The sequence below is a fragment of the Amycolatopsis sp. NPDC003731 genome (genome assembly GCF_053586895.1).
In genome coordinates this window covers 43,173-58,944 of the sequence record NZ_JBSFNC010000031.1, presented here as the reverse complement: position 1 = coordinate 58,944, position 15,772 = coordinate 43,173, and the positions used below count along the sequence as shown (strand labels likewise).

The 15,772-nt window shown below is 72.5% G+C and carries 14 protein-coding genes; 4 read left to right on the top strand and 10 right to left on the bottom strand.

What is annotated here, in order from left to right; all coding sequences use genetic code 11:
* Positions 1-3: 3 nt before the first annotated feature.
* From ACWDN5_RS15940 to ACWDN5_RS15920, 5 genes are read right to left on the bottom strand one after another with little or no spacing between them, the layout of a single operon-like run.
* On the bottom strand, positions 4-666 hold the full coding sequence (locus ACWDN5_RS15940) for a DUF6875 domain-containing protein (protein ID WP_310976117.1): 663 nt from the start codon (positions 664-666) through the stop codon (positions 4-6).
* The gene (locus tag ACWDN5_RS15935) at positions 663-2,039 is read right to left on the bottom strand and encodes an FAD-binding oxidoreductase (protein ID WP_449676822.1); all 1,377 of its coding nucleotides are present in this window, start codon (positions 2,037-2,039) and stop codon (positions 663-665) included. The genes ACWDN5_RS15940 and ACWDN5_RS15935 overlap by 4 nt, the downstream gene beginning before the upstream one ends.
* Complete coding sequence (locus ACWDN5_RS15930; RefSeq protein WP_086837841.1) at positions 2,039-2,356, bottom strand: hypothetical protein; 318 nt, start codon at positions 2,354-2,356, stop codon at positions 2,039-2,041. The genes ACWDN5_RS15935 and ACWDN5_RS15930 overlap by 1 nt, the downstream gene beginning before the upstream one ends.
* Entirely contained in the window at positions 2,353-2,760 is a 408-nt protein-coding gene (locus ACWDN5_RS15925) for a cupin domain-containing protein (protein WP_310976119.1), read from the bottom strand. Before ACWDN5_RS15925 ends, ACWDN5_RS15930 begins: the two co-directional genes overlap by 4 nt.
* A 38-nt stretch (positions 2,761-2,798) precedes the next feature.
* Positions 2,799-3,698, bottom strand: a complete 900-nt coding sequence (locus tag ACWDN5_RS15920) for a LuxR C-terminal-related transcriptional regulator (protein WP_449676821.1) — start codon at positions 3,696-3,698, stop codon at positions 2,799-2,801.
* 154 nt (positions 3,699-3,852) lie between these two features.
* On the opposite strand from ACWDN5_RS15920, the gene ACWDN5_RS15915 reads away from it, so the two are divergent.
* The 4 genes from ACWDN5_RS15915 to ACWDN5_RS15900 are packed head-to-tail and all read left to right on the top strand — an operon-like array spanning position 3,853 to position 9,114.
* Positions 3,853-5,133, top strand: coding sequence for a SidA/IucD/PvdA family monooxygenase (locus ACWDN5_RS15915; protein WP_310976121.1), 1,281 nt, complete (start codon positions 3,853-3,855; stop codon positions 5,131-5,133).
* Positions 5,133-6,773: a class I tRNA ligase family protein gene (locus tag ACWDN5_RS15910; RefSeq protein ID WP_449676820.1), complete on the top strand. Its 1,641-nt coding sequence runs from the start codon at positions 5,133-5,135 to the stop codon at positions 6,771-6,773. The genes ACWDN5_RS15915 and ACWDN5_RS15910 overlap by 1 nt, the downstream gene beginning before the upstream one ends.
* Complete coding sequence (locus ACWDN5_RS15905) at positions 6,773-7,810, top strand: NAD(P)/FAD-dependent oxidoreductase (protein WP_449676819.1); 1,038 nt, start codon at positions 6,773-6,775, stop codon at positions 7,808-7,810. Before ACWDN5_RS15910 ends, ACWDN5_RS15905 begins: the two co-directional genes overlap by 1 nt.
* Positions 7,810-9,114: an FAD-dependent oxidoreductase gene (locus ACWDN5_RS15900; RefSeq protein WP_310976124.1), complete on the top strand. Its 1,305-nt coding sequence runs from the start codon at positions 7,810-7,812 to the stop codon at positions 9,112-9,114. Before ACWDN5_RS15905 ends, ACWDN5_RS15900 begins: the two co-directional genes overlap by 1 nt.
* A 68-nt stretch (positions 9,115-9,182) precedes the next feature.
* Here ACWDN5_RS15900 and ACWDN5_RS15895 read toward each other — a convergent pair whose 3' ends face one another.
* The 5 genes from ACWDN5_RS15895 to ACWDN5_RS15875 all read right to left on the bottom strand — a co-directional run bounded on the left by ACWDN5_RS15895 (position 9,183) and on the right by ACWDN5_RS15875 (position 15,693).
* Positions 9,183-10,436 (bottom strand): ATP-grasp domain-containing protein, encoded by a 1,254-nt coding sequence (locus tag ACWDN5_RS15895; protein WP_449676818.1) that lies wholly within the window; start codon positions 10,434-10,436, stop codon positions 9,183-9,185.
* The gene (locus ACWDN5_RS15890) at positions 10,429-11,694 is read right to left on the bottom strand and encodes an acyl-CoA dehydrogenase family protein (RefSeq protein WP_449676817.1); all 1,266 of its coding nucleotides are present in this window, start codon (positions 11,692-11,694) and stop codon (positions 10,429-10,431) included. Before ACWDN5_RS15890 ends, ACWDN5_RS15895 begins: the two co-directional genes overlap by 8 nt.
* On the bottom strand, positions 11,691-13,016 hold the full coding sequence (locus ACWDN5_RS15885) for an ATP-grasp domain-containing protein (protein ID WP_449676816.1): 1,326 nt from the start codon (positions 13,014-13,016) through the stop codon (positions 11,691-11,693). Before ACWDN5_RS15885 ends, ACWDN5_RS15890 begins: the two co-directional genes overlap by 4 nt.
* On the bottom strand, positions 13,013-14,272 hold the full coding sequence (locus ACWDN5_RS15880) for an MFS transporter (RefSeq protein ID WP_449676815.1): 1,260 nt from the start codon (positions 14,270-14,272) through the stop codon (positions 13,013-13,015). Before ACWDN5_RS15880 ends, ACWDN5_RS15885 begins: the two co-directional genes overlap by 4 nt.
* Positions 14,273-14,430: 158 nt before the next feature.
* Positions 14,431-15,693 carry a helix-turn-helix domain-containing protein gene (locus tag ACWDN5_RS15875; RefSeq protein WP_449676814.1) on the bottom strand — a complete coding sequence of 421 codons (1,263 nt, stop codon included), beginning with the start codon at positions 15,691-15,693 and terminating at the stop codon, positions 14,431-14,433.
* Between the last annotated feature and the right edge of the window lie 79 nt (positions 15,694-15,772).

Genomic DNA, 15,772 nt, shown 5'->3' with positions numbered 1-15,772 from the left:
TGATCAGGCCGTCTGCAACGACTTCGTGGTGCCCACCAGCCGCTTGACCAGCTGGTCGCGGATGCGGGGCGGGATGTCCGGGGCGAACCGCCGGAAGTAGCTCTCGGCGTGCGCCGGGCTGTCCATCAGGAACGGCAGGTCGAACACGACCAGCTTGCGCACGGCCAGCAGCGGGACCGGCGCGCGCAGCGCCTTGAACTCGTCGTTCCACAGGCCGGGCTGGTCGCAGACCGGGTGGAACTGCCCGATCATCAGCCCGTCGGCGACGAACCCGTCCTTGGCCTCGCGCTGCAGGTCGTCCAGCGGGGTCGCGTCGTGGTGGTCCAGCTGCGGCAGCACGAGCAGGATCGTCAGCAGCTCCCGGTGCTCCGGCGGGAAGCCGGCCGAAAGCCGCTCGTACCACGCGCGCAGGCTCTCGATCGCGGCGTGCGCGTCGACGTCGCCGCTCGGGGCGGTCAGCGCGGCCAGATGGAAGAGTCCTTTGTGGAGCGACGGCTGGGTGTAGGGGCACACCGGGCCGTTGCGGCCGAGATCCGGGTGGGCGGACACCAGGTACCGCCACGCCCAGGCGAGGATCTCGCGCAGGGGCGGGAGGTGCTCGGCCGGCACGGCACCGGTGCTCACCTCGGCCGCCGTCCAGATGCCCACCTTGTCGTCGCCGATCATGAGCCGATGCTTTGCGCGAAGGTGAAGAACCCGTCCGGATCGACCCGCTCCTTGATCTCCTTCAGCCGGGGGTAGTTCACGCCGTAGTAGGCGGTGCGCCAGTCCGCGAGGTCGGGGTCGGTGAAGTTCTGGAACGCGCGGCCGGACACGTGCGGCGCCATCGCCTCCCCCAGCTCGCCCAGCCAGCGGAGGTTGGCCTCGACCACGGCCGGTTCGTCGTCTTCGGCCCACGAGGTGTCCATGGCCAGCAGGAACATCGTGTCGCGGTGGACGAACGCGGTGTCCGTCGGGTCCACGCGGTTGATCGCGCCGCCCCAGGAGAACAGCGCGGCCCCGCCGCCGTCCGGGTTGCCACTGGCCGGACGGCGTTCGACGAACGACAGCATCGTGGCGATCGCCTCGTCGGGCAGCGGCCGGGTGGCGATGTTCGTCCGTGACGCGAACGCGCCCTCGGCGGTCTCGTGCCGCAGGTCGTCCTTGGCCTGCCAGAAGGTCCGGTCCGCGATGGCCGTGCGGGCCGGCGCGGCGACCGACAGCACGGGGTCGAGGATCTCGCGCAGTTCCGCGGCGGACCCGAAGTGCTGCCCGACGGCCGAGACGACCGGGTCGCCGCCGGCCTTGCTGACGCCGATCCGGGCCGCGAACTCGTCCGGGGCCTGCCGCACGGTGTCCTGGAGGACGGAGAAGACCTTCGCCGCGTCCGCGCTGTCCCACAGCAGGACGTAGGTGGCGCAGCCGGCCACCGGCCGCGCCTGGAAGGTGAAGGACACGTTGACGCCGAAGTTTCCGCCGCCTCCGCCGCGGCAAGCCCAGAACAGGTCGGCGTTGGTGTCGGCGTCGCAGTGCAGCAGCTGCCCGTCCGCGGTGACGATCGTGGTCGCGACGAGGGCGTCCGCGGTGAGCCCGTACACGCGTGAAGTGGCGCCGCACCCACCGCCGAGGGTGAGCCCGCCGATCCCGACCGTGTCGCTGTTGCCCAGTGCGAAGGCCATCTCGTGGGGTTCGATGGCGGCGTAGACGTCCGCCATCAGCGCGCCGCCCGCGGCGGTCACGAGCCCGGTCGAGCCGTCGGCGGTCACCGTGTTCAGGGCGCCGAGGTCGAGGACGAGCCCGGTGCCGACCGAGTGGCCCGCGAAGCTGTGCCCGCCACCGCGGGCGACGACGCCGACGCCGGTGTCGCGCGCCCACGCGATGGCGCGCTGCACGTCCGTCGCGTCGGCCACGGACACGACGCCGGCGGGGGTGATGCCGGCGAACCGTTTGTTGAAGGGCGTGCTCGCCGCGCGGAACCCGGCGTCGCCGGGCCGCCGGACGCGGCCGGTGACCGCGCGCTCGAGGCGTCGCCAGTCCTCGTCGGAGGGGCGCCGGGACACTAGCTCACCTCGTCGAGGTAGGAGACACCGGTGGCGGCGTGCGGGCCGTAGCGCTCCCACACCTCGCGCAGCCGGAGGTGACCGTCCTCGGCCACCTCCGGGGTGTTCACCGTGTGCCCGCAGATCACCTCGCCGGTGGCGAGCACCAGCGTGTACCCCAGGTGGAGGACGCCGTTCTCGCGCTGGGTGCCGGTGAGCGCGCCGCGCCGCACCTCTCCCCCGGCGAACTCCGCCCAGACGACGTCGTCCTCCTGCCGGTACACGGCCACGGCCTCGGCGCCGGGCTTGCGGAACTTCCGCCCGTCGTAGTCGATCACGCCGGTCCCGCCTCACCGGTGTCGTGCGCGACGAACTCGGCCGACATCTCGCGGTCCCACCAGATCGCGTAGTAGGAGAAGTCTTCGCCGTGGGCGGGGTCGTTGAAGAGGTGGTGTTCGAGGCCCGGCCGCAGGAACACGAGGTCCCCGGCGGCGAACGCGTGCCGCCGCCCGTCGCCGGTGACCACCTCGGCCCGCCCGGCCATGCCGATGAAGATCTCGTGTTCGTGGTGGGCGTGGGCGACCGAGGCGTCACCCGGGCGCAGCACGCACCAGGCCCCGCGGAAGGGGGCGGTCAGCCCGTCCCACGGGTACAGCAGCTTCATGTCCAGTCCGTAGGCCCGCGTCAGGTTCTCGGGTTCCAGCCTGCGGATGTCGAGGAGGGCAAGGTCTTGGTCAGTCACATCCCACTCCGATCAGCGTGGTCCGACGCCGACCGACGCTAGGTGCGGCCCGTTTCCCGGCGATAGGGGAACTGTTCCCGATCGCCGGTGAATTCGCCCCGCCCGAGGCCCGCGTCCCGCGCCAGCACTATCGCCTGTGCCCGATCGGCTACACCGAGTTTCGTGAAAATGGCCGACACACGATTGCTGATGGTCTTGGACGCGAGGCCGAGATCGCGGGCGATCACCGCATTCGAGCGGCCCGCGGCGATGCGATCGAGCACCTGCCGTTCCCGGGTCGTCAGTTGCGGAAAGGGATACGGTTCGGGACCGGCGGTGCGCACCAAAGTGCTGAACCGGGCGGCGATGGCCCGGCCGACGATCGCCTCGCCGGCCGCCACGACCCGCACCCCGCGCACGATCTGCTCGGCGTCGGCGCCCTTGACCAGGTACCCGCGCGCCCCGGCGTGGATGGCCGACCGGACGGCGGTGTCGTCGTCGGCCGCGCTCAGCACGAGGACTTTCGTTTCCGGCGACACCATGGCCACCCGGCCGATGACATCGACCGGCCCGGACCCGCCGAGCTGCGGATCGACCACCAGCACGTCCGGCCGGTGCCGGGCGGTTTCCGCGATCGCCCCGTTCGCCGTGGCCGCCTCGCCCACCACGAACACGCCGCCGGCGTGCTCGAGCGCGGCCCGGACCCAGTGGCGGACCGACGGCTGCGGGTCGGCGAGCAGCACGGTCAGCGGGGCGAGGTCGGGGTGTTCGACCGGCCACAGCCGGGCGGTGTAGCCGAAACCGGTGGCGTGACTCATCGTTCCCCCAAAGTGAACTGCTGCCGATCCGTCGCCGATCGGCTCCTCCGGTGAAAGCGCGCGCCGCGCCTTCCATATCCGACAGGAGAGTCTCTCCGTAAGGGATAATTGATCGCAATCAATTTCCTTGATCGCAATCAATTCGCCGGGGCCGGCGACCGGGACGCAAACGATCTCGGCGAGATTCCCGGAAGCCGGGGAAAGCCGTCCCTACCACCCGGGAAAGAGCGCTCCTTACGATCACCTCCGGCGGCACGCGGCACGCCGACCTATTCCCAGAAATCGGAGTGTATCTGTGACCGAAGTACAGGTGGGTTTGCTCGCGATCGGCGCCGGACCGGCGAACCTCGCGCTCGCGGTGGCCATCGAGGAGTCCGGGCACCCGGAACTCGCCCGGCAGACACTGCTGCTGGAGCAGGGACCGGACATCAAGTGGCAGCGCGACCTGCTGATGCCGTGGGCGCGCAGCCAGGTCTCCTTCCTCAAGGACCTGGTGACCCTGCGCAACCCGCGCAGCAAGTTCTCGTTCCTCAACTTCCTCCACGACCAGCGGCGCCTCGACGAGTTCGTCAACCTCGGGACGTTCCACCCCTTCCGGTGGGAGTTCTCCGACTACCTGCAGTGGGTTGCGAAGTCACTGGAGGAGGTGCGGATCCGGTACGACGCGAAGGTGCGGAGCATCGAGCCCGCGCGCGACGCCGACGGGTCCATCGTCGGCTGGGTCGCCACCCTCGCCGGCGGGGACACCATCCGCTGCCGCGACCTGGTCGTCGGCGGCGGCCGGGACACGCACGTGCCGGACGTCTTCGCCGACCTGCCGGAAGACCGGCTCATCCACAGCGCCCAGTACCGCCGCCGGATCGCGCAGCTGCCCGCGGACGCGCCGCTGCGCGCCGTCGTGGTGGGCGGGGCGCAGAGCGCGGCCGAGATGTTCATGGCGCTGCACGACAACCTGCCCAACAGCACCCGCACGATGATCGTGCGGTCGGTGGGCCCGCAGAACTACCAGACGAGCAAGTTCGTCAACGAGCTGTTCTTCCCGTCGTTCGTCGACCGGTTCTACGACAGCCCGCCCGAGGTCCGCCAGCAGGTGCTCGACGAGATGCGCCTGACCAACTACGCCGGCGCGGCCCCGCCGTTCCTCGACCACATGTACACCACGCTCTACCAGCAGCGCGGCATCGGGCAGCACCGGTCGGAGGTGCGGACCCTGACCGAGGTGGTCGGCGCCCGGGTGACCGGCGACGAGGTCGTGCTCGACCTGCGCGACCGCACCAGCGGCAAGGTGGAACCGCTGCACTGCGACCTGGTGCTGCTGGGCACCGGCTTCGACAGCCGGATGCCCGCGCTGGTGCGCGATCTGGCCGAACATGTGGGCCTGGCGGAGATCTCGGTCAGCCGCTGCTACCGGGTCGACCTCGGCGAGTCCGCCTGGGGCGCGGTGTACCTGCAGGGCGTCAACGAGGCCACGCACGGGATCGCGGACTCGCTGATCAGCGTGCTGGCCCACCGGTCCCACGACATCGTCGACGACCTGCTCGCCCGCCGCGGCGGCGGCGAGCGCGAGGCCGTCTGATGGACCGCCTCGTGGTGATCTCACCCGCGCCGACGGCGAACGGGGACCTGCACCTGGGCCACCTCGCGGGGCCGTTCCTGGCCGCGGACGTCTGTACCCGCTACGCCCGCGCGACCGGCCGGGAAGCCTTGTACGGCACCGGCATGCACTTCACGCAGAACTACGTCGTCGCCGCGGCCGAGCGCCTCGGCGTGGACCCGGAGGACCTGCGCGAGCGCTCGGCCGAGCAGGTCCGGCAGACGTTTTCCGCGATGGGCGTCGAGATCGACGGGTTCGGCTGCCTCGGCGACCGGTTCACCGCGATGGTGACCCGCTTCTACGAGCGCCTGCACGCCCGGGGCCTGCTGGAGCTGCGGACGGTGTCGTTCCCGTACCTGCCCAGCACGGGCGAGTACCTGATGGACGCCTACGTCACCGGCGGGTGCCCGTTCTGCCTCGCCGAGGGGTGCGCCGGGATCTGCGAAAGCTGCGGCCTGCCGATCGCGCCCGGAGAGCTGATCGGGCCGCGTTCGACCACGCGTCCGGACGAGCCGCTGGAGCGGCGCGAGGTGGCCATCCTCGTGTTCCCGGTGGAACGCTACCGCGCCGCGCTGGAGGCCTACTTCGCCCGGACGCCGATGCGGCCCGGCATGGCCCGGCTGATCGAGGCCGCACTGGCGCGGCCGCTGCCGGACTTCCCGATCACCCAGCCGGCGTCATGGGGCATCCCGGCGCCGTTCCCGGAGGTGGCCGGGCAGGTGTTCTACGCGCACATGGAAGGCATGCCGTGGAGCATGTTCACCACCGCGCTGGGCGCCGAGCGGCGCGGTGCGGTGCTGGCGGCCGACGACGAGCTCTGGCGGTCCGGCGCCGGCACGACGGTGGTGTACTTCCTCGGCCTGGACGCGACCTACCCGTTCGCGATCGTGGGCACGGCGTTGCTGACCGCGCTCGGCGAGCACGTGCTGCCGGCGCAGTACCTCACCAACGAGTTCTACGAGCTGGCGAGCGAGAAGTTCTCGACCAGCCGGGGGCACGTCGTGTCCGGCCGGGAGCTGGCCGCCGAGGTGCCGCGCGACCTGATCCGGTTCCACCTGTGCGCCACGAGCCCGGAGTACCAGCGCACGGACTTCACCCGCGAGGCGCTGCTGCGCGTCGGCGAGACGCGGCTGACGGGGCCGTGGAACCGGGTCGCGGCGGCGGTCGACCGGTGGGTGGACCGCGGTCCCCTGCCGGTGTCGGCCTCGGCGAGGCGGACGGCCCGGCGGATGGCGGAGCGGTTCGCCGACGGCTACGAGCTGCGGCGGTTCAGCCTGACGGCGGCGGCCTCGACGCTCGCCGAGCAGCTGGCCCGGTTGGACCGGCTGGCCGCGACGGTGACGTCGGAGACGGCCGGCGACCTGTGTCATCAGGTGGACGTGTTCCTGAGGTGCGCGGCGCCGATCCTGATCGACCTCGCGGCGGCGGCCCTGCCGGACACGATGCTGCCGGGCCACCCGGACGCGGACACGGTGACCCCGAAGCGGCTGCCGCGGCTGTCGGTGACGGTGAAGGCGGCCGAGGCGTCCGGCGTGACCGAGCCGGCCGGGCCGGTGATCGCGACCGGGCCGGCCGGAGTGGCCAGGGCGCGCACCGATCCGGCCGGGGCGACGGTGCGCTGATGGCCACGGTCGCCGTCGTCGGGGCCGGGGTCACCGGGCTCGTCACCGCGATCGGGTGCGCTCGGGACGGGCACCGCGTCGTCGTCTTCGACCGCGGTCCCGTCCCGAACCCCGCCGCCACCTCGTCCGACCAGCACCGGGCCTTGCGCGTCCTGCGCCCGGACGATCTCGACGGCACCGCGCGGATGGCCGAGGCCCGCCGCCGGTGGGCGGAGCTGGAGACGCTCCTGCGGGCCGGTTTCGTCCGGCCCGTCGGGGTCGTCACCGCGGGCACCCCGGACGAGCTCGAGCGGGCCTTCGACACCGCCCGCCAGGCCGGGGTCCCCGCCACCGCCCTCGCACCGGCAACCCTGCCGCCCGTGCTGTTCCCCCACGGGACCAGCGGCGTCTTCGACCCCGGTGGCGCCGTGCTGCTGGCCGACCGGTTCCTCCGCGCGGCCGTCGGCTGGCTCGCCGCGCACCCGGGCGTGACCCTGCGGCCGCGGTGCGCCGTCACCGGCGTCCAGGACCACCTCGTCATCGCCGACGGCGAAGAGTTCGGCGCGGACGTCATCCTGCTCGCGGGCGGGCCGTGGACCAGCGCCCTGGGCGGGCCGCCCGTCGTGCTGTACCGGCAGACCATGGCCTACCTGCGCCCGCCGCCGCACCTGGCGGCCTGGTGGGCGTCGGCGCCCGGGGTCGGCCGGATCGGGGCCGACCGCCGGGCCTGGCTGCTGCCGCCCGGGGGCGGGACCCTGCTCAAGATCAGTTCGGACGCGGTGTGCCGGGAAGTCGCCACCACCGAGGATCCCGACCGCGAACCGTGGACCGGCCGGCTGCTTTCGGAGCGGCTCCTCGCCGGGGACCACACCGTGGTGGCGACCAAGGACTGCCACTACGCGGCCGATGCCGTCACCGGCGGGCCCGTCCTCGCCCGGATCCGCCCGTCGGTGTGGGCCCGCTCCGCCTGCGGCGGCTCCGGGTTCGGCGCCGCTCCGCTCGTCGCCCGGGAAATCCTCGGCGCCATCGAAGAAGTGACCGACAAGGAGTGTGCGTAGTGGAGTTCACGATCGTGGGTGCCGGCATGGCCGGCGCGTTCCTCGCGCTCTCGCTGGGCAGGCAGGGACACGTCGTGACGGTGTACGACCGCCGGCCGGACCCGCGCGGGACGACCGTCGCGGCGACGTCGATGAACCTGGGCCTGTCCCGGCGCGGCCTGGCCGCCCTGGACCGCCTGGGGCTGCAGGACGAGGTGAAGCGGTTCGTCGTGCCGATGCGCGGGCGGCTGCTGCACAACACCGACGCCGGCCTGCGGTTCTCGCCCTACGGCGACGGCGGCATCCTCGCCATCCAGCGCCAGGACCTCAGTGCGGTGCTGGTGGACGCCGCCCTCCGGGAACCCGGGGTGCGGTTCGTCTTCGACACGCGGTGCACCGGCGTGGACCGCGACCGGCCGTCGGCGACCTTCGAAGGCCCGGACGGGAAGTCCTTCACGGTGGAACCGGACGTCGTGGTGGGCGCGGACGGCGCGTTCTCGGCCGTCCGCCGGTTCATGCACCACGAGCTGCGCGCGGAGTTCTCGCAGAGCTACCTGGAGTGGGGCTGGCGCGAACTGCACATCCCGGCCGCCGCCGACGGCAGCCACCGGATGGCCGACGACGTCTTCCACCTCTGGCCCCGCGGCGACACCATGATGTTCGCCCATCCCAACCGCGACGGGTCCTTCACCTGCTCGTGCGTCCTGCCGTTCCACGGCCCGGCCGGTTTCGACTCGCTGCGGACGGCGTCGGACGTGGAGGCGTTGTTCCGCCGGGAATTCCCCGACGTCCTGGCGCTGGTCCCCGACCTCGGCGAGGCCTTCCTGCGCCGGCCCACCTTCAACCTCGTCACCGTCAGCACCGCCCCGTGGACCTACGAAGGCAAGGTGGTGCTGATCGGCGACGCCTGCCACGCCGTCTACCCCTTCTTGGCCCAGGGCATGAACTCGGCCTTCGAGGACGCGCTGGAGCTGACCGACAGCCTGGCCGCGCACCCGGCCGATCCGGCGGCGGCACTGGCCCGGTACTACGCCCGCCGCAAGCCGAACACCGACGCGCTCGCCACCATGTCCCACCGCAACTTCGCCGAGCTCCGCGACACGGTCCGGTCCCCGGCGGTCCGCCTGGAGCGGGCCTGCGACACGCTGCTGGAGAAGCTGCTGCGCCACCGCTGGATGCCGTTGCACGCCATGGTCACCAACACCACGATCCCCTACCTGCAGGCCCAGCACCGGGCCGGCCGCCAGCACCGCCTCCTGACGTTCCTCGGCGCGACCGCCCTCTCGGCCGCCGCCCTCGCCGCGGGTCGCCGGCTCCGCCGCTGACCCACACCACGGAAAGAGGCCTTCGCCGAACCAGCGGCGAAGGCCTCTCTCCGTTTGCGGGAATGCCCTTACCCGGGACGGACCTCGATCCGCACCAGCCCGGCGGCTTTCTCCGCGCGCTGCAGGGCTTCGGCCGGGCTGTCCGCCTGGGCCATGACCAGGCCCGAGCGGTCCCAGGAGCTGCGCAGGCCGGCGAACCGGTGCCCGGGGCCGACCTGGAGGTCGACGAGGAACACGCCCTCCACCCGGCGGGCCTGCTCCAGTCCCACCACGGCCTCGATCACGCCGGGCTCCATCGGGACGAACCGGACCGCCGCACCGCCGGTCGCCCGCGCCGGCAGCTCGGGCGGGGTTTCGCCGCGCATCACGGCGAAGTACGCGCGCAGCAGCTCGATCGAGTAGGCGCGGTCGATGATCTCCATGATGCCGTCCCCGGCGATCCGGCCCGCGCACTCCACCAGGTACGGCACGCCGTCGGCGCCGACGATCCACTCGCAGTGGACGATCCCGTCGGCGAACCCGGTGGCCGTGACGACCCGGCGGGTCACCTCGGCCAGTGTTTCGGTGAGCTCGCCGGGGATGTCGGCCGGCACGATGTGGGCCAGCTCCACCGGGTACGGGCCGGGGTAGAGCTGCTTGCCCGTGACGTTGGCGAACAGCTGCCGGCCGCCGCGGACGAGCATCTCGACGCTGTACTCGGCGCCGGGCACGTACCGCTCGGCCAGCATCCGCAGGTCCATCGGCCGGTCCGGGACGAAGATGCCCTCGTCCTGCTCGACGCAGTTCGCCCAGGCCCGCTCGGCCTCGGCCGGGTCGCGGACGATCTGGGTCCCGACGGAGGCCTGCCGGTTCGCCGGCTTGAGCACCACCGGCCCCGGGCAGGCGCGCATGAACTCGAGCACGTCCGCCGGGCCGGTCACCGTGGTGCTCTCGGGGTTGGCCAGCCCGGCCGCCGCGCTGACCCGGCGCAGCACGGCCTTGTCCCGCAGGATGAGCGCGGCGCCGAGGCTCGCGCCCGGCAGGCCGTAGCGTTCGGCGAGCCGGGCGGCGAACGGCGTGGCGTATTCGATCAGCGGGATCACCGCGACCGGGTCCAGGTCCGGGTGGGCGGCGTGGAACTCGTCGGCCGAGCCGGGCCGGGCGTGTTCCCACTCGACCAGGTCCCGCACCAGCGCGGAGCCGGCCAGCCGCGCGCGCAGGTCGCGCTTGCGGACCACGTCCGGCTCTTCGACGAGGACCACCGAGCCGTCGGGTTCGGCGCCGGTGAGGGCCAGCAGCACCGGCGTCACGAACCCGACGACCAGGACGGGCCGCTCACGCATCGGCCTCGGACTCCGTCTTGGGCTTGTCCACGATGCCGAGCATGAACCGCATGGAGGGCCGGGCCCCGACCAGGTGCGCCCCGACCGTCTGGGTGACGCGGTCGCGCGCGGTCGGGTGCATGGCCATGGTCACCGCGTCGCGGAGCCACCGGTTCATCGGGTCACCGGAGCGGATCGCGGCGGTGCCGAGCAGGTCGCACAGCCGCAGCACGACCCGCTTGGCCATCTGGAACGCCTGCCAGCCGGTCAGGGCCGGGGCGACCCGCTCGTCGGGGGTGAGGTCGTCCAGCGTGCCGGTGCCGTCCGCGGTGACCTCCCACTGCCGCTCCAGGGCCCGGTACACCCCGGCCCGGGTGGTGCTGTAGTCGGCCTCGCACTCGGCCAGGGTGATCTGGATGTGCTCGTTGTCCTTCCAGGCGAGGCCGCTCATCCGCCACGGCGAGCCCTTCAGCATGTCGACGCGCTCGATGGTGAGGTCGCGGACGTAGTCCAGGGCGGCGCGCGCGACGCCGAGCGGGGCGCCGCACATGCTGCGCTGGATGACGTCGGGCTGCACCAGCGGCCCGTTGGGGACCTTCGGGTTGTCGAAGGTCAGGGTGTGGTTCTCCGGGACGAACACGTCGGTGATCGTGTAGTCGCTGCTGCCGGAGCCGCACAGGCCGAGGGTGTACCAGTTGTCGAGGGAGCGGATCTGCTCCTGCGGCACCATGAACAGGCGGGATTCGTGCGGGTTGCTGCCGTCGGGGCTGGCGTAGGGCTCGCCGTTCTCGAACACCATGGCGCCGGAGGCCACCCAGTCGGCGTGGGTCGAGCCGCTGCCGAAGCCCCACCGGCCGGTGAGCATGTAGCCGCCGGGGACGCGTTCGGCGTGCCCGGTCACCGGGAGCACCCCGGCGGAGTGCATGTCGATGCTGGTGAACATCCGGCGGGCTTCGTCCTGGTCGAGGAAGTTCGCGTGCAGGCCGATGTCCGAGCCGAGCTTGGCGCACCAGCCCACGGAGGCGTCGCCGTAGGACAGTGCCTCGATCACTTCGGTCTGCTCCATGGAGGTCATTTCGGGGCCGCCCCAGGCCCGGCTGAAGCCGATCCGGAAGACGCCGGCGTCGCGCAGCAGCTGCACGACGTCCTCGGGCAGGCTGCGGTTCGCCTCGATCTCGGCGGCCCGTTCGCGCAGGACCGGCGCGAGCGCCTTCGCGTTCTCGAGGATCTGCGCGCCGGTCAGCGGCACATCGGTGCGGGCGGGCTCGGTCATGGTCATGCGGAAACTCCCTCGTGTTCGTCGACGTCGAGCAGCCCGGCGGGCATTTCGAACGCGGTTCCGGGTTCCGGTGGGCCGACCGGGACGGCGTCGACCCGCACCGCGGCGGCGGCCGTGTCCAGGCGCCGGTCGCAGGTTTCGGGGTCGTCGGCCTCGCACACCACGAACGAGTGGCGGGCGAGGTAGCCGCCGGGTGGCAGCCGCAGGGTGGTGCCGGGTGCGGTCATCGGTGCCGCGAGGACCAGTCCGGGTACCTGCGCGCGATCGGTGGGGACGGTGATTTCGCGGACCCGGCAGTCGTGTTCCGGGTACCCGAACCGGATGCCGGCGACCGCGTTCCGGCTGCGGGTGATGACCGGCCGGTTCCCGGTGGCGACGGCGAAGAGGACTTCGCCGGGGTCGATGCCGGTGGCCGTCTTGCCGAGGAAGGGGATCAGGTCGCCGCCGAGGCGCCCGTTCACCTCGACGATCACCGGGCCGCGGTCGGTCAGCCGGACCTCGGTGTGGGTGATGCCGTCTTCCACGCCGAGCGCGCGGTGCGCCCGCACCAGGACGTCCAGCAGCTCGGGGTCGTGCAGCAGCGGGTCGCCGGCGTCGACGACGTGGCCGACCTCTTCGAAGTAGGGCTGGTCGCCGGTGCGCTTGCGGGCCACGAACATCGGCCGGTATTCGCCCTTGTGGACGGCGGCGTCGATGCTGATCTCCGGCCCGCGGACGAAACCTTCGACGATCGCCGCCCCGCCGTAGCGGCTCTGGTCGACGGTGGCCGCTCCCATCGCGACCGCGAACGCGGCGTCCAGCTCGGATTCGTCGCCGGCGAACACCACGCCGATGCTCGCGCCCATGGCCCGCGGCTTGAGCACGACCGGGTAGCCGATCCGGGCGGCCGCCGCGCGGGCTTCGTCGAGGCCGGTGGTCAGGGCGTACCCCGGCTGCGGCAGTCCTTCGGCGGTCAGCACGGTCCGGGTGCGGTTCTTGTCCCGGCAGCCGCGCACCCCGGCCACGCTCAGCCCGGGCACGCCCAGCTCGGCGGCGAGCTCACCGGCGGCGAGCACGACGGGTTCGTCCCAGCACATCAGGCCGACGACGTGGTGCCGGGCGGCGACCTCGCGGGCGGCGGCGAGCATCTCGCCGGCGTCGAACACGTCGACGTGGACGATGTCGTCGAAGTAGGCGCGCTGCCAGGTGGGCTTGAGGTTGTTCAGCAGCACCAGCCCGAGCCCGGCCCGGCGGGCGCACCGGTGGATCGACTCGACCAGGTATTCGCGGTAGGTCCGCAGTCCGCTGCCGATGACCAGCAGGACACTCTGGGGTTCGTTCATGCTCGCTCTCCCACGGCTTCCGGTTCGGGGACGGGCGCCGGCGCCGGGGGCGTCCGGAGACCGTAGATGTGCATCGAGCCGGCGGCGACGGACAGCAGCGCGCAGCAGGCCCAGAACACCGGGCCGCCGTAGCGGCTGAAGACGAACAGCCCGAGCACCGGGCCGGCCGTCGCGGCCAGGCCGGACAGCGTCTCCTTCGTCGCGATGTACCGGCTGCGCACCCGCGCCGGGAAGGTGGCCGGGTGCGCGGCCGTGCTCGGGCCGTGGATCATCAGCCCGGACACCGCGAACAGCGCGCCGGCGAGCACGAAGAACGGGGACTGCGCGATCAGCCCGTAGAGGGTGAACCCCAGCCCGCTGACCAGGTTGCCGGTCAGGCCGGCGACGTACTTCGGGATGCGGACGATGTAGGTGGTGATCTTCAGTTCGCAGGTGATCAGCACGACCGAGGAGATCACCAGCACCGTGCTGTACAGCCCGACCGGGTAGCCGGCGGAGACGATGTTCAGCGGCAGCACCGCGACCGAACCGGCGTAGACCATCATGCCGAACACGCCGGCCACCAGGTAGCAGAGGAACCGGGTGTCGCGCAGCATCGTCCCGTACACCGCACGGGCGCCCGCGGCCCTCGCCGGAGCGCTGCCGGGTTCGGTCCGGTGCCGGTCCGCGGTGCGCCGCGGGAGCAGGGTGAAGGCCAGCAGCGCCCACGCCGCCGCGGTCGCGCCGTCCAGCCAGAACAGCAGGTCCCAGTTCACCAGGATGAGCACGGCCGCCAGCAGCGGCGCCACGGCGGCGCCGATGTTCAGCGCGATGCGCATCATCGAGAAGCCCATGACCTTGTGCTCTTCGGGCATGGACTCCGCGAGCAGCACCGCGGCCGCCGGCCGGTACGCCTGGATGGCCAGCCCGGACAGAGCGACCACCGCGAGCAGGGCCGCGGGCACGCCTCGCACCAGCGGGATCGACGCGACGAGCGGCGCCGCGCAGGTCATCACGGCCACGATCGTCGTCCGGCCGCCGAACCGGTGGGTCAGCTCGCCGCCCAGCATGGCGCCGAAGATCGCGCCCACGCTGTAGGCGGCGAGGCAGACCCCGGCGAAACCGGGCGAGCCGCCCCGGAAGGTCAGGTACAGCACCAGGAACGTCTGGACGAACGCGCCCAGCTGGTTGACGAGCATGCCGGCCAGCAGGTACCTGACCGGGGCGGGGGTCGCCCGCAGCACCGCGAAGACGCCGGTCCGCGTACTGCCGGTCACCCGGCCACCTCCTTGGTCGGTCGCACAGTCACCTCCGTGGTCACGAACTCACGACGGCCGGCGGCGCGCGGGCGTCCAGTGAGTACACAGTGGACTGTGAGCGCCGCCGGCCCGGTGCACGAAGGCTAGGTTCGGCCGGTTCCCGGAGGGTAGGGGAACTATTCCCGGCGAACCGGGAATCTCGCCGTCGCTTCCGCGGCGAACACCTTGACCAGTTCGGGAATCGCGTAGCGACCGGCGGCGTCGGCACGCCGGATGAGCCCGGAGTCCACAATGGACTCCAACAGCTCGTCGGCGGTCTCGATGGTGACACCGATGGCCGCAGCGATGCGCGCCGGTGTCACGCTGTCGGTGGCAAAGTGGCGGACGGCCGCGCATCCTGCGGCGGGAAGGCTTTCGTACGCCGCGGTGAAGCGGTCGCGGACGTTGACGTCCCCGACGCTGAGGCTGTCCAGGAGCCGGTCCCGGCCGGTGGTGGCGGCGATCGCCCGTTCCGGGCGCGCGGCGATCCTGCGTCCGATGATGCTGACGGCCAGCGGCAGATCGCCGCAGCGCGCGGCGATGGCGTCGGCGGCGGCGTGTTCGGCGTGGATCCGGCGTTCGCCGGCGATCTTCCCGAGCAGCGCCAGCGATTCCGGGCGGGTGAACGCGGTCAGCTCGACCCGGTGGGCGTCCTCCAGGGCCGGCAGCCGGGCGCGGCTGGTCACGACGACCTGGCTGTGTGCCGACCGGCCGAGCAGGGGGCGCACCTGCGCCTCGGTGCCGGCGCCGGTGAGCAGGACGAACAGCCGGTGTTCGGCCAGCAGCGACCGGTACAGGTCGATCCGGTGCGCCGGGTCGTCGGGCACGAGGTGGGCCGCCACGCCCAGGGCGCGCAGGAAGCCCCGCACGATGCCGTCGGTCGAGCGGCCTTCACCGAGGTCGGCGTAGAGCTGCCCGTCCGGGAAGCCCGCGGTGATCTCTTCGGCCAGCCGCAGGGCGAAGGTGGCTTTGCCGGTTCCGATCGGCCCGGTGACGAGCACCGGCGCCGTCCCCGGTCCGCTCGCCGCGACGGCGTCCGCGAGCTCCGGTTGCCGGCCGACGAAGGTTCTCGAGCCGGGTGGTAGTTGCGCCGGCCGGACGGTTTTGCCGCGGGCCTTCGGTGGTTCGTCGTCTCCCTTCTGGCCGGCGATGCTCCGCCAGCGCTGTTCCCACGCGAGGCGGTCCCCGCCGCAGGCGGACACGAAGGCCAGTGTCACGGCCAGGGTCGGCAGCCGGCGGCCGCTGGCGGCACTGGACAACACGGACGGCGCGAAGTGCGCGGCCCTGGCGAGTTCCCGGTAACTGGCGTTCCCGGCCCGGCTCCGCAACGCCCGCAGTTCGTGAGCGAAGGCGGCGATCGGTCCGGCGGTGAGGTCCAGCGGGCGTTCCGGCCGACCCATGCCATCTCCCTCTGCCTGAGCTCATTGCTAAAGGGGCAACGAGCTTTACCACAGATACAAAGGGAAATCGGGCCGCCGC